This window comes from Pseudoneobacillus rhizolycopersici (assembly GCF_054786815.1).
Genome location: NZ_JBTOOE010000023.1, coordinates 1 through 13,296, shown reverse-complemented (window position 1 = coordinate 13,296; position 13,296 = coordinate 1). Strand labels below are relative to the sequence as shown.

At 39.1% G+C, this 13,296-nt stretch carries 16 protein-coding genes; 14 read left to right on the top strand and 2 right to left on the bottom strand.

The genetic code is table 11. The features are described 5' to 3' along the window. Positions 1-10 precede the first annotated feature (10 nt). The 7 genes from ACX9YW_RS18545 (at position 11) to ACX9YW_RS18515 (ending at position 7,154) form a co-directional block, all read left to right on the top strand. Positions 11-1,075, top strand: coding sequence for a lactonase family protein (locus ACX9YW_RS18545; RefSeq protein WP_460349249.1), 1,065 nt, complete (start codon positions 11-13; stop codon positions 1,073-1,075). Positions 1,076-1,096: 21 nt separating this feature from the next. Next, positions 1,097-1,936 (top strand): 2OG-Fe(II) oxygenase, encoded by an 840-nt coding sequence (locus tag ACX9YW_RS18540; RefSeq protein WP_460349247.1) that lies wholly within the window; start codon positions 1,097-1,099, stop codon positions 1,934-1,936. Positions 1,937-1,969: 33 nt separating this feature from the next. After that, positions 1,970-2,455, top strand: a complete 486-nt coding sequence (locus ACX9YW_RS18535) for a flavin reductase family protein (RefSeq protein ID WP_460349245.1) — start codon at positions 1,970-1,972, stop codon at positions 2,453-2,455. Between the two features lie 67 nt (positions 2,456-2,522). Beyond that, entirely contained in the window at positions 2,523-3,092 is a 570-nt protein-coding gene (gene thpR, locus ACX9YW_RS18530; protein WP_460349243.1) for an RNA 2',3'-cyclic phosphodiesterase, read from the top strand. Positions 3,093-3,151: 59 nt separating this feature from the next. Then, positions 3,152-4,090, top strand: coding sequence for a diacylglycerol/lipid kinase family protein (locus tag ACX9YW_RS18525; RefSeq protein WP_460349241.1), 939 nt, complete (start codon positions 3,152-3,154; stop codon positions 4,088-4,090). A gap of 18 nt (positions 4,091-4,108) precedes the next feature. Next, positions 4,109-6,235 (top strand): type I pullulanase, encoded by a 2,127-nt coding sequence (gene pulA, locus ACX9YW_RS18520; RefSeq protein ID WP_460349238.1) that lies wholly within the window; start codon positions 4,109-4,111, stop codon positions 6,233-6,235. A 145-nt stretch (positions 6,236-6,380) separates the two neighbouring features. Beyond that, entirely contained in the window at positions 6,381-7,154 is a 774-nt protein-coding gene (locus ACX9YW_RS18515; protein ID WP_460349236.1) for a phosphotransferase, read from the top strand. Here ACX9YW_RS18515 and ACX9YW_RS18510 read toward each other — a convergent pair. Further along, positions 7,151-7,429, bottom strand: coding sequence for a YtzH-like family protein (locus tag ACX9YW_RS18510; protein ID WP_460349234.1), 279 nt, complete (start codon positions 7,427-7,429; stop codon positions 7,151-7,153). The genes ACX9YW_RS18515 and ACX9YW_RS18510 overlap by 4 nt on opposite strands. 151 nt (positions 7,430-7,580) lie before the next feature. Here ACX9YW_RS18510 and trmB point away from each other — a divergent pair, with 151 nt between their 5' ends. Both trmB and ACX9YW_RS18500 read left to right on the top strand, forming a co-directional pair. Further along, positions 7,581-8,225: a tRNA (guanosine(46)-N7)-methyltransferase TrmB gene (gene trmB, locus ACX9YW_RS18505; RefSeq protein ID WP_460349232.1), complete on the top strand. Its 645-nt coding sequence runs from the start codon at positions 7,581-7,583 to the stop codon at positions 8,223-8,225. A 65-nt stretch (positions 8,226-8,290) separates the two neighbouring features. Further along, entirely contained in the window at positions 8,291-9,130 is an 840-nt protein-coding gene (locus ACX9YW_RS18500) for a YtnP family quorum-quenching lactonase (protein WP_460349230.1), read from the top strand. A 30-nt stretch (positions 9,131-9,160) separates the two neighbouring features. On the opposite strand, the gene ACX9YW_RS18495 is transcribed toward ACX9YW_RS18500, so the two are convergent. Continuing rightward, a complete protein-coding gene (locus ACX9YW_RS18495; RefSeq protein ID WP_460349228.1) occupies positions 9,161-9,460 on the bottom strand; it encodes a PepSY domain-containing protein in 300 nt (99 codons plus the stop codon). 183 nt (positions 9,461-9,643) lie between these two features. Here ACX9YW_RS18495 and ACX9YW_RS18490 point away from each other — a divergent pair, with 183 nt between their 5' ends. The 5 genes from ACX9YW_RS18490 (at position 9,644) to ACX9YW_RS18470 (ending at position 13,092) form a co-directional block, all read left to right on the top strand. Continuing rightward, a complete protein-coding gene (locus tag ACX9YW_RS18490) occupies positions 9,644-10,717 on the top strand; it encodes a M42 family metallopeptidase (protein ID WP_460349226.1) in 1,074 nt (357 codons plus the stop codon). Positions 10,718-10,777: 60 nt separating this feature from the next. Further along, positions 10,778-11,287, top strand: a complete 510-nt coding sequence (locus ACX9YW_RS18485) for a DUF84 family protein (protein ID WP_460349224.1) — start codon at positions 10,778-10,780, stop codon at positions 11,285-11,287. Positions 11,288-11,369: 82 nt separating this feature from the next. Next, positions 11,370-11,882, top strand: a complete 513-nt coding sequence (locus tag ACX9YW_RS18480) for a hypothetical protein (protein WP_460349222.1) — start codon at positions 11,370-11,372, stop codon at positions 11,880-11,882. Between the two features lie 17 nt (positions 11,883-11,899). After that, on the top strand, positions 11,900-12,217 hold the full coding sequence (locus ACX9YW_RS18475; RefSeq protein WP_460349220.1) for a thioredoxin family protein: 318 nt from the start codon (positions 11,900-11,902) through the stop codon (positions 12,215-12,217). Between the two features lie 74 nt (positions 12,218-12,291). Then, positions 12,292-13,092: a DUF1444 domain-containing protein gene (locus ACX9YW_RS18470; protein WP_460349218.1), complete on the top strand. Its 801-nt coding sequence runs from the start codon at positions 12,292-12,294 to the stop codon at positions 13,090-13,092. The last annotated feature ends 204 nt before the right edge of the window (positions 13,093-13,296 follow it).

Here is a 13,296-nt window from a genome sequence, read left to right as displayed (position 1 = left end):
GAGTTATGAAATGAGTCATTATACAGGCTATATCGGAACCTATACAAAGGAAGGCAGCCAGGGGATCTATACCTTTATCCTTGATATAGAAACCCAAAAAATCATTGATATAAATGTTGCCGCGGAATTAGGAAATCCGACATACGTATCCATCGATCAGAAAAATCAAATCTTATACTCAGTCATTAAAGAGGGGGAATCAGGTGGTGTAGCGGCATATTCCATCCATAATCAGACGAACGAATTGTTTCTTCTTAATAGCCAAGTAACTGAAGGGGCTCCCCCATGTCATGTCACTGTTAACCAAGATAATCAATACATTGTCTCTGCCAATTATCATAAAGGCATGATTGAATTATTCGAATTAAAAAATGGTGCCATTCTTGAAAAATTATCATCTGCCGTACACCATGGTTCAGGTCCAAATAAAGATAGACAAGAAAAGCCACATGCCCATTATGCCGGATTTACTCCAGATGAAAAGTATGTAGTGGCAATCGACCTCGGTACTGATCAACTGATTACCTATGTAATAAACAACCGAGAATTAAAGAAGATAACTAGTTTGACATTCAAACCGGGGAGTGGCCCAAGGCATCTAGTATTCCACCCAAATGGAAAATTCGCTTATGTAATGACCGAGCTGAGTTCTGAAGTCGTTACGCTAGCCTATAACAAAGAAAATGGTCATTTCTCTGAGATTCAATACATAACAACTATCCCAACCGAATATAACGGAAACAACCAGGGGAGTGCGATTCATATTACTTCTGATGGCCGTTTTGTTTATGTATCGAACCGAGGTCACAATAGCATTGCATCCTTCCGTGTTAACGAGGTATCCGGAGAATTGACATTCATCGAATTTACTTCATCTGAAGGTGATTGGCCAAGGGATTTTAGTTTAGATCCAACTGAAAAATTTCTTATTGTTGCCAATCAAGAGTCTGGGAATCTTGTGCTCTTCTCTAGAGATGGGGAGACTGGCAGGCTAACTCTTTTACAATCAAATAGTAAGGTACCTCAGCCAGTTTGTGTGAAATTTTTAAATAATTTTACTATAATGAAGGAGTAAGCTATTTTTGGAGGTTACCTAATGATGACTCAGCAAATATCGAAGGAACTGCAGGATTGGCTATTAGCGACTTTAAAAAGTGGGGTTAGCCCGGTTGTACTTGCTAATTCATTGGTGAATAAGGGGTTTGAAGCTCGATATGCCTATGAAACTCTTTTTAAAATTGTGGGCAATGAATCGATTAAAACTACGGAGTTTGAACAAGACACCTACGATACCTACATTCCAGCTATCGGGCACAAGGGAAATATTCTTTATACCAATGACCGCGAAATCAAAGTGCTATCCCGAATGGAAAGACCATTTGTCATCCATTTAGATAATGTGCTTAGTCATGAAGAATGTGACGAACTTATTGAGTTATCTAGAAACCGTTTGGAGCCTTCACGAATAATTGACCCTGTCACAGGGGAGAAACGGCAGGCACGAGGAAGAACTAGTAAAGGGATGTACTATAGAATTAGAGAAAATCAACTTGTTGAAAAAATAGAAAATAGAATTGTAGAATTAACAAGCTTTCCAATTGAAAATGGTGAGGGTTTACAGGTTTTAAATTATGGAAACGGGGAAGAGTATAAATTACATTTTGATTTTTTTTCAAACAACATGGTCAACCCCAGTCATGGTGGGCAACGAATTGCCACCTTTTTAATCTATTTAAACGAGGTGGTTGATGGTGGTGAAACTGTTTTTCCGAAAATTGGACTTTCGGTGGTTCCCAAAAAAGGTTCTGCAGTTTACTTTCATTATGGTAATGAAAACGGCCAATTAGATCGATTGTCAATGCATAGTAGTGTACCAGTTAGACAAGGGGAGAAATGGGTAGCAACAAAATGGATTCGCCAAAGTAAGATATATTAGGTGGGCATTTTACTGTGAAAGGTGTGTAATAGAATGGATAATGTATCGAAGTATAAAGAATTGTTGGGGAATTATCCAACTGGGGTAACCGTTGTTACAACGACAGACGAAAAAGGCACGCCGCTTGGATTAACGGTTAACTCCTTTGCTTCTGTTTCGATTAATCCATTATTAATTCTTTGGTCGATTGATAAAAATGTCTCATCATATGAACCATTTGTAAATAGTGGGAAATTCGCAGTAAACATACTTGCCGCGGATCAAGGAGACATTTGCATCCTGTTTGCTACAAAAGGGACAGACCGGTTTAATAACTGTGAATGGGAGTTATCTCCACACAAACTTCCTATTCTCTCTGGAACTATTGGTGTCCTTCAATGCAAAACCTATCAAGCAATAGATGCTGGAGACCATACCATCTTAATAGGGGAAGTCATCGAAATTCAAAATGTTAACAAAGAGCCACTTCTTTATCATAAACGAAAATTTGGCAAAATACCGAGTCCATTTTATCAATAAAAGTAGTGCAAGTTTATATGCACTACTTTTTTTATAGAGCCTTTTATCATCAAGAGAGGTGATTTGTATGACTGATAAAACACATTATTTTCTAGCAGTTCGGTTGCCAGATGCTACAAAAGTTTTATTAAAAAAGGCAAGTGAAAGCTTCCAAAAAACACTTTCCTTTGGTCGTTGGGTTCATCCAGAAGATCTTCACATTACACTTGCTTTTTTAGGTTTTGCCAATGAAAGCGACCTTGTAGCCGTCCAAAATTCCGTCCCAAAATTCATTGAAAATGAAAGGTCATTTTCTTTAACCATTTCCCATCTAGGAACCTTTGGGAGAAAGGAGGAACCACGGATATTTTGGGCAGGATTAAATGAAAGTGGGGAGCTACAAAGCCTTCGAAATCAGGTATATTTAGCTTGTGAAAGAGCAGGCTTTCAATTAGAAAAGCGACCTTTCCATCCCCATATTACCCTTGCAAGAAAATGGTCTAATGAGCGACCGTTCCATCAAAAGGCACTAGAACAAAACAATATTTTTATCGAATCGCCGATAAACTTTCAAGTTAAAGAAGTCGTTTTATATAAAACCAATCTTTTACAAACACCAAAATATGAAAATTTGATTACCTTTTCACTTCATTTGTAATAAATTAATGATACATACACATAGACAGCTTTAAATAAGAGGAGAATGGGAACAAAGAGATGACAAAACTACACTTTATTGTGAACCCAAAAGCAGGGAATGGAAAAGCCAAGACAACTTGGAGAATGATTGAGGAAAAACTTTCAATACGCAAGCAATCTTATGAAGCTTCGTTTACAAAAAAACGTGGGCATGCTAAGGAATTAGCCAAACAACTGCTTGATTCTGCTACCGTAGGACCAATTACTGTCATCGTCGTAGGGGGAGACGGGACAATGAACGAAGTTGTCAATGGCATTAGCCATCACTCCGAGAGAATTAGACTTGGTTTAATCCCATGTGGATCTGGCAATGATTTTTCCCGAGGGTTTGGAACGCCCCTTGATCCCGCACAGGCACTGCAGTCTATCCTAATACTTCAAGATGGACCGATACCGCAATTTGATTTTGGGCAAATTAATCTAGTTGATCGAGAGCATTTTTTTATCAATAGTACCGGAGCGGGGTTTGATGCTTTAATCTCCTTTGATGCCAATAAATCAAAATGGAAAGCGCTATTAAATCGCATTAAGTTGGGACATCTCGTTTATGTGATTATATTACTTAAACATTTGTTTACTTATAGATGTACGACCATTGAATTAACCATCGATGGGAAGAAACATACCTTTATTGATACCTGGTTTGTTACCGTTTCCAATCAGCCATTTTACGGAGGAGGCATGAAAATTGCTCCAAGTGCACAACCAAATGACCAATTATTAGATATCACGGTAGTGCATCAATTATCGAAAATAAAGCTATTATTTGTTTTTATAAGCGTTTTTTGGGGAGCGCATATAAGGTTTAAAGAGGTACAAACATTTTTAGCCAAATCGGTGTCGATCCAGTCAAACCATCCGATTTTTGTGCATTCAGATGGTGAACACATCGGTACGACACCGCTTCAAATCACAGTCAAATCTAAGCCGATTTCAATCTTAACGCAAAAAGGCTAATAAAGGAGATGAACCGAAGTGATTTCGATTAAGCGGGATTTTTTTGCTTACCTAGATGAACTAAGCCTTGTTACCATTTTGCTACCTTTTTCGTATCATAAGGGGCGGTCCAATTCCTTTTACCTTATCGATGGTAATCAGCAAAAGCCGCTTTTTATAAAGGATATGGTTGAACTGAAAGATTCAATAAAATATGTTTGTACGTTGAATGAGTCGTTGGTTTTCGGACAGACATATTGGATTAACGATGAACATAATGGAAGAACCGATTTACAAATCGGGGCAGTGATTCGAACACCACAATTTGATCAGATTTTCTATTACGAAGGTCATGATTTAGGGGTAACATACGAAACAAACCATACTATATTTAAAATTTGGGCACCTACAGCCACTGATGTCCGTCTGAAAATTAGTTCACCAGATGGAACTCGAGACATGATCGAAATGGTCCGTGAGTCAAACGGAGTCTGGGCGGTGACAAAAGAAGCAGACCTCGATGGCTATCACTATACTTATTTAATCTGTGTTAATTTAAGATGGCGGGAAGCGGTAGACCCTTATGCCAAAGCTCTAACGGCTAACGGTGAAAAGGGCGTTATTATTAATCTGGAAAAAACTCGAACACAAAAGCCGCCACTTCCACCATTTGAACATCCAGTAGATGCAATCATATATGAAACACATATAAGAGATTTCACCATTCACCCTGAAAGCGGTACCAAACAAAAAGGAACCTATCTTGGAGCGGCAGAAATAAATTCATCGTGTCTCGGCGCAACGGGATTAGCCTATTTAAAGGAATTAGGGATTACTCATTTAGAATTAATGCCAGTAAATGATTTTGCCGGTGTAAATGAATCCAAACCAAACAAGGACTATAACTGGGGCTATAACCCACTTCATTTCAATGCCCCCGATGGAAGTTATTCGACCGACCCTTCGGACCCATATAAAAGGATTATCGAGTTGAAGCAGTTAATCCATACCATTCAAAAACAAGGGATTCGCGTCATCTTAGATGTCGTCTATAATCATGTCTACGATCGTGAAACCTCCTCGTTTGAAAAAATTGTCCCAGGCTACTATTTTCGCCATGATGAATATGGAATGGCGTCAAATGGAACGGGGGTTGGAAATGATATTGCCTCGGAGCGGAAAATGGTCCGGAAGTTTATTCATGATTCCGTCCAATTTTGGCTGGAGGAATATGATATCGATGGCTTGAGATTTGATTTAATGGGGATTTTGGATATTCATACAATGAATGCTGTAAGAGAGCTGGCCGACAGACTAGATCCAAGCTTACTCATTATCGGAGAAGGCTGGGATCTAAATACACCTCTTCCACAAAACCAAAAAGCGAATTTAAGAAATCAAGCCAAGTTACCTAGAATTGCTCAATTTAACGATTTATTCCGGGATGTCATTAAAGGAAGTACCTTTAACCTCTACGATAAGGGATACGTTTTGGGGAATCAGGGGAAGCTCGTTCAAGCGAAACAAGTGATTTCAGGAAGCGTTTCTGATGGATTATTTTTAGAGCCAAGTCAAACAGTAAACTATTTGGAATCTCATGATAATCATACAATGTGGGATAAATTTGTTAAAATCTTCGGTACTGATCAAGAGGAACTCATTCGCCGTTACCATCGATTAGCGACGTCAATTCTGTTACTCTCTCAAGGAATTCCGTTTTTGCATAGTGGTCAAGAATTTTTTCGAACTAAACAAGGAAACGGCAATAGCTATAATGCCCCCGACTCCATCAATTGGTTAGATTGGAATCGAAAACAAGCCTACGACACGGATGTCTCTTATATTAAAGGAATCATCGAATTACGCAAGTCACATCAAGCATTTCGTCTACGTACAAACCGCCAAATTCAAACCCATTTTGAATGGCTCCCCATTCAGGAGCCACTGTTAGGCTACCGCTTAAAAAACGTAAAGGGTTACGGCGAATGGTCAGAGCTCATTGTTGTGTTTAATCCATTGGAAATAAGGCAAACAATAAACTTAGACATAAAGGGGGACTGGTTCGTGTTGGCCAATCATCAACAGGCAGGTAGTAGACCAATATCCCGACTTCAATTGAATGAAATCCATGTTGAACCAGTTAGTATTTTAGTATTTGGGAAATAATGTCCTCATTTGGGTCTTGACGAATTTTGTCAGTTCAAGATAAAATTTATAAGATGGCTATTGGTGTAATTGTCTTTTGGTAGCTGTCTTTTTTTCTTTTTTGACCTTATTATTAGGAAAAAGCTTAAATTGAAGGTGAACCATCTTGGATTATTTACTGGGGACTGAGTGGGCAATTGTTCCTGCCGGCGGCGCAACGGGTGAAGCTTTTTTTGCTCAATTTGAAGAGCAAAAGCTATTTTTAAAAAGAAATTCATCGCCATTCTTAGCCGTATTATCAGCAGAAGGCATTGTTCCGAAGCTCGTTTGGACAAAAAGATTAGAAAATGGCGACGTCATTACCGCCCAACAATGGATGGACGGAAGGGAATTAAAGCCGTCAGATATGAACGGTGTGCAAGTGGCGAAGCTTTTACGAAAAATTCATCGGTCCAAGCCGCTCCTTGGGATGCTGAAGCGCCTGGGAAAATCACCTTTACAACCGGAAACCCTCCTTCACAACATTGAAGAAGGGCTCGATATTGATTTATTAACGATTCCAGCCGTCATACGGGCATTGGAATTTTTAAATAAACATGTTGAACAAGTTCACTATGAGGAAGCCGTGGTTTGTCATAGCGACGTAAACCATAATAATTGGTTATTGACGGAACAAAACCAACTTTACCTAATTGATTGGGACGAAGCAATGATTGCCGACCCAGCCATTGACTTAGGCCAACTTCTATATTGGTATATTCCAAAGGAAGAATGGACTAATTGGCTTGATTTATATGGGATCAAACTGACCGATCAACTAAAGCTGAGAATGCGCTGGTATCTTTACGCACAAACCTTAAACTCGATTCAGTGGTACAAAAGTAAAGACCGTTTTGATGAAATGAATAAGTGGATTAATTACTTAGACGTTATTTTTTAGGAAAATTGGTCAATATCGTTAACCCACTGGGCTAGTTGATCTTGATTATTCGTGATATGACTATCAAGGTCACTGGTATAAACTCCAGCTTGACTGTAGGTATAGACCTCTTGCAGTACGTTCTTAACATTATCATGAATGTTCTGATTCACCATTAATGATTTTACTAGCCGTTCAAGCTGTTCACATTCAGCAACGGATCCGCAGCAATCGGTTTGATGGTTATTAAGGATGTCTTTTAACAGGTTTACTTGATCTTGATGATTTAAAGGCATTGTTTGCTACCACCTCTCGGGTAAATAAGAATTCACACTTAGGTTGTGAGTTCTTTTCTTGTTTATACGGTAAAAGTAGTGAATTTACACTTGCAAGTCATTTTCATGTTTGATATCGTTTGAACGAAAAGAATTATTTAGGAGTGTCAAAATGAGACAAAGAAATAAGCCTTGGGCTAAAGATAAAATGAATCAATACCCGGAATACGTAATCGCAGATCCTGAGCAAAATAAAGGCAATTGGGACGGGATCTTTTCTAATAAACAACCGCTTCACATTGAAGTCGGGACCGGGAAGGGTCGCTTTATTACAGGAATGGCAAAAGCGAATCCGGATATCAATTATATCGGCATTGAGCTTCAGAACAACGTGCTTGTAACCGCCTTGGACAAGCTTATTGAAGCAGAGTTACCGAACTTAAAGCTTATGAACGTGAATGCAGAAGACTTAGAAAAATATTTTAATAAAGGTGAAGTCAACCGTGTTTATTTAAATTTCTCGGATCCATGGCCGAAAAAACGCCACGAAAAACGCAGACTAACCTTTGATAGTTTCCTTCGCATTTACGAAAATATTCTCGTAGACGAGGGCGAAATCCATTTTAAAACGGATAACCAAGGGTTGTTTGAATATTCATTAACGAGCTTTTCTAAGTACGGGATGTTGTTAAACTATGTAAGCTTAGACTTGCATCGTAGCGACTTTGAAGGAAACATCATGACTGAATACGAAGAGAAATTCGCTAGCATTGGCAATCGCATCTACCGCTGTGAGGTTCAATATCGGAAAAAATAATGCCAACTCCTTAGGGTTGGCTTTTTATTTTATGCTAGAATGAACAAAAAGGGAGGGGAATATCTGTGGAGACACTTCAATTAGGTCAATTAACACTCACCTGGTTATCTGGGGGAGTAACAAATTTAGATGGTGGGGCCATGTTTGGGGTTGTGCCGAAGCCACTTTGGGAAAAACGCTATACGCCGAATGAAAGAAATCAAATTGAATTGCGGACTGACCCGATTCTCATACAATGGGAAGGTAAGAATTTACTCGTTGAATCAGGAATAGGAAAAGGCAAACTTACCGACAAGCAAAAACGGAATTATGGGGTAACCGAGGAATCGCAGCTAGAAGAAAATTTACTTACGTTAGGACTTCATCCTCAGGATATTGACTATGTCTTAATGACGCATCTTCATTTCGATCATGTCTGTGGCTTAACGAAGCTTAGAGGAGATGAATACGTTTCCACTTTTCCTAATGCAAAAATAATGACTTCGTCTATCGAATGGGATGAAATGCAAAATCCAAATGTTCGTTCTGCCAATACCTATTGGAAGGAAAATTGGCAAGCAATCCATGCTCAGGTAGAAACATTTGATCAACAGTGGGAACTTGGTCCGATTAAAATGTTCCATACTGGAGGGCACAGCGATGGTCATTCTATTTTAGTCATTGAAGTTGGTGGCCAAACAATCGTTCACATGGCTGACCTCATGCCGACCCATGCCCATTTTAACCCACTTTGGGTGATGGCCTACGATGATTATCCGATGACGTCGATCGAAGCTAAACAAAAATGGATTCCGTACGGTATTAATCAAAATGCATGGTTCACTTTTTACCACGACTCCGTTTTTCGGGCGGTAAAGTTCGATGAAAAGGGGAAAGTCATCGAGGCTATCAATCGGGAAAAATAAGTGAAGGGCATTGTTGCCCTTCTATTTCCGCTACAGAGAATATACATCTAACAAAGCCCCAGTCTTCGCATCAGCAATAAATTCTATTTGTTCCCGTCCTCGAGAAATGCCACCACGATACACCTGATAAACAAATGTGTTTTTATCATACGATTCGACCTTCATTTGTATCCATGAACCGCTTATGGGCCCTTGTTCTTTAAACCGTTTCTTGGCATTTTCTAATACCTTTTCGGCGGACATAAACTTTTCTTCTGTAATATATTTATTGGCAGCATAACCGCTAACGGCTCCAACCACTACACCTAATAGAAACGAACTCCAGCGCATAACACCACTCCTCCTTAAAAGGAATTTAATGTTACTATTATAACCTACAGACAAGCTTGATGCGAAATCAATACAAAGGTAATAATAAATTAGAGAGAAAATAGTGGTACAATCTTCAAACTTTTTGTAAAATCAGATTATACATATTTCGAGTTTCAAAACAATCCAAAGGGAGCGAGTGGAATGAACGAGCAAACATTAGAACTTTTTAAAACACTAACCGAACTTCAAGGGGCACCAGGGAACGAGCACCTTGTCCGAAAATTTATGAAGGAACAATTATCATTATATTCAGATGAAATCGTTCAAGACAAATTAGGTAGTATTTTCGGTTTGAAAAAGGGCGATGCAAACGGGCCAACCATTATGGTAGCTGGTCATATGGATGAAGTTGGCTTTATGGTAACAAGCATCACCGACAATGGAATGATTCGGTTCCAAACATTAGGTGGATGGTGGAATCAAGTTCTTTTAGCACAACGCGTGCAAATTATGACTGACAATGGACCTGTGGTTGGGGTTATTGGTTCTATTCCACCGCACTTACTAGATGAAGCAAAGCGCGCTAAGCCTATGGAAATTTCCAACATGTTAATTGATATTGGCGCAGATGACCGTGAAGATGCCCAAAAAATCGGTATCCGTCCAGGCCAACAAATTGTGCCAATTTGTCCATTCACTCCGATGGCGAATCCGAAGAAAATTTTAGCAAAAGCATGGGACAATCGTTATGGTTGTGGACTTTCCATTGAACTACTAAAAGAGTTGAAGGATGAGCAGCTGCCAAATATCCTTTATTCTGGAGCAACAGTTCAAGAAGAAGTTGGTTTGCGTGGTGCCCAAACAGCTGCTAATATGATCAATCCTGATCTTTTCTTTGCTTTAGATGCAAGTCCAGCAAACGACATGTCAGGCGATAAAAAGGAATTTGGCCAATTGGGCAAAGGAACGTTACTTCGCATTCTTGACAGATCCATGGTTACACATCGCGGTATGCGTGAATTTGTTCTAGATACAGCTGAATCTAATAATATTCCATATCAATACTTCATTTCTCAAGGTGGTACGGATGCAGGTCGTGTTCATATTTCTAATAATGGGGTACCAAGTGCGGTCATCGGTATTTGCTCACGCTACATTCACACAGCAGCTTCCATCATTCATGTTGATGACTACGCTGCAGCAAAAGAACTACTTGTTAAGTTAGTGAAATCATGTGACAAAACAACGGTTGAAACCATTAAACAAAATAGTTAATATCTATAGGCATAGGGAAACCTATGCCTTTTGAAATTTGACCCGAGGTGAATTGCACAGATGAAAATCATCATTGGTTCCAATAATCCTGCAAAAATTAAGGCTGTCAAAGCAGCCTTTGAAGCTACCCAAGAATTTTTCCCCGTTGATGCTCCATCTGGAGTAAGCAGCATGCCATTTTCCGATGAAGAAACGATTCAGGGAGCGATTAATCGTGCTCAAAATGCTCTGAAAATGGCGGAAGGGGATATCGGAATTGGACTAGAGGGTGGCGTACAAGAGACTTCCTACGGTCTATTTTTAAGCAATTGGGGGGCATTAGCCATTAATAATCATCCACCAATCATTGCAGGTGGGGCAAGAATAATTTTACCAAGAGAAATAGCTGACCGACTTCGTAATGGTGAAGAGTTAGGACCTGTCATGGACGACTACACGAAAAAACAAAACATCCGAAAAAAGGAAGGGGCAGTTGGGGTATTTACCAACGGCCAAATTAACCGCGTTGAAATGTTTACTCATGTAACAAAGCTGTTGGTTGGCCAGTACGAATACCATTATGTGAAATAAACGTTATTTAATAGTTGCCTGTCCAGTGATATACACGGTATGATAGAAATGGTGAATAATTTCCTTTAAGGTGGGAAAACGAATGAGACTTGCGATATTATTTCTATTATCAATCGGCTTATTAGTGGGCTGCCAGGCATCTTTGGAAGATCAAAAAGACGATACAATCAAAACCGTTCAAGATAAATTAAAAGAAAAACCAAAAAAGTCAAACCAGGATGTAGAAGACATTTCCTTTTACTTGCCATTTGGTTTTGAAATTAACGAAAAATCACCGAATAATCTCATTTTGAAAAATGGCACAAAGACATATATTTTATTCTATAATCAACATGAAAATGCGAAAAGTGATGTCGTTTATCAATCGACATTAAACCAACACGAAAAATTTGAAATAGATAAAAAGTACAACAACAATGATTATTTAGGCTACCTATTAGTCGATAGTCTAGAAAAAGATGATTTAAACGAGTTAATCGTTGGAATAGGTGGAGTCAAACTAACCTCAGAAGTAAAATCAAGCAGTCTTCCAACAGAGGCAGCTCAAATGATGGAAATCGTTCATTCTGTTAAGGTAAAATCATCTAAGAAGTAGCATGGGAGGCGTCTATATTGAAAAAGTTAGAGTCAACTGAACAATTTGAGGAATTACGCAACAACGGGAGTCATGTGTTTTTATTTTCCGCTAACTGGTGTCCGGATTGTCGTGTCATTGAGCCGGTTTTACCAGAAATCGAAGCGAAATTTTCTGAATATACATGGGTTTACATAGACCGCGACCAATTTATTGACCTTTGCATTGGGCTAGATGTATTCGGTATACCAAGCTTTATTGCGTATGAAAACGGCAATGAACTAGGTCGTTTTGTCAGCAAAGATCGTAAAACACAAGAGGAAATCGAGCAGTTCATGTCAGGATTAAAATCATAATGCCTAACATCCCTTCGTCTTTCTTTGAGACGGGGGATTTTTCATGTAAAATCCTTAGTAAGGAGGAATTCGAAATGAAAATGGATAGTCTAAAAATGAAAAGAGAGTTAGAAGCCCGCTTAAAAGGACCGAATCGGTCTATCACATATGATCGAAAAAAAGATGAGCTAAAAATTATTAATGTTCGCACTGGAAAAGGAATTACGATTTCTGTTGCAGGTATCGTCGCAAAGTGGCATCAACAAAAGGAAAAGGCCATTGATGAAGTTGTTTATTACATTGAGGAAGGTCTCAAAGTAATGGGTACAGAAAACAGTTTGGCAGGCAATGATCGAAAAATTTTTCCGGTGATTCGCTCAACCTCATTCCCTAAAGAAACGGGGGAAGGTGTCCGTTTTTTAACAGAAGATCATACCGCAGAAACCCGCATTTATTATGCATTAGATTTAGGTCAGTCGTATCGATTAATCGATGAAAAAATGTTAACAGACGATGGATTACAGGCGACACAAATTAAAGAAGCGGCCTTGTTTAATATGCGATCCTTGTCTACGAATGTAAAAAAGGATGTAGTTGCGGGTAATACGTTTTATTTTTTATCGACAAATGATGGTTATGATGCCAGTCGAATTTTGAATGATTCGTTCTTAAAACAAATGCAGAGTCAGATTACAGGTGATATGGTGTTAGCAGTCCCCCATCAGGATGTCTTAATTATAGCCGATATCCAAAACAATACCGGTTACGATGTAATGGCTCAAATGGCCATGTCCTTTTTTGCAAGCGGTAAGGTGCCAATTACAGCATTATCCTTCGCATACGAGAACGGGGAACTTGAGCCAATATTTATATTAGGTAAAAACCGCAGAATGTAAAAAGGGGAGACTGCCGCGTTGGTGGTTAAAACTAATAAGGCTATTCTTGGAGTCTGATTATCGATTTGAGCCGAGGAATCGGTCGCCAAGAGAGAGTCTTGTCGCCCGATATTGGGTTTGAGTAGAGGAATCGGTCGCCAAGAGAGAGTCTTGTCGCCCGATATTGGGTTTGAGTAGAGGAATCGGTCGCCAAGAGAGAGTCTT

Bases quoted from the DNA above. Each gene is read 5' to 3' on its own strand.
- ACX9YW_RS18545 (WP_460349249.1), top strand. From the start codon at position 11: ATGAGTCATTATACAGGCTATATCGGAACCTATACAAAGGAAGGCAGC.
- ACX9YW_RS18540 (WP_460349247.1), top strand. From the start codon at position 1,097: ATGATGACTCAGCAAATATCGAAGGAACTGCAGGATTGGCTATTAGCG.
- ACX9YW_RS18535 (WP_460349245.1), top strand. From the start codon at position 1,970: ATGGATAATGTATCGAAGTATAAAGAATTGTTGGGGAATTATCCAACT.
- thpR (WP_460349243.1), top strand. From the start codon at position 2,523: ATGACTGATAAAACACATTATTTTCTAGCAGTTCGGTTGCCAGATGCT.
- ACX9YW_RS18525 (WP_460349241.1), top strand. From the start codon at position 3,152: ATGACAAAACTACACTTTATTGTGAACCCAAAAGCAGGGAATGGAAAA.
- ACX9YW_RS18510 (WP_460349234.1), bottom strand. From the start codon at position 7,429: ATGCCTTTAAATCATCAAGATCAAGTAAACCTGTTAAAAGACATCCTT.
- trmB (WP_460349232.1), top strand. From the start codon at position 7,581: ATGAGACAAAGAAATAAGCCTTGGGCTAAAGATAAAATGAATCAATAC.
- ACX9YW_RS18495 (WP_460349228.1), bottom strand. From the start codon at position 9,460: ATGCGCTGGAGTTCGTTTCTATTAGGTGTAGTGGTTGGAGCCGTTAGC.
- ACX9YW_RS18490 (WP_460349226.1), top strand. From the start codon at position 9,644: ATGAACGAGCAAACATTAGAACTTTTTAAAACACTAACCGAACTTCAA.
- ACX9YW_RS18485 (WP_460349224.1), top strand. From the start codon at position 10,778: ATGAAAATCATCATTGGTTCCAATAATCCTGCAAAAATTAAGGCTGTC.
- ACX9YW_RS18480 (WP_460349222.1), top strand. From the start codon at position 11,370: ATGAGACTTGCGATATTATTTCTATTATCAATCGGCTTATTAGTGGGC.
- ACX9YW_RS18470 (WP_460349218.1), top strand. From the start codon at position 12,292: ATGAAAATGGATAGTCTAAAAATGAAAAGAGAGTTAGAAGCCCGCTTA.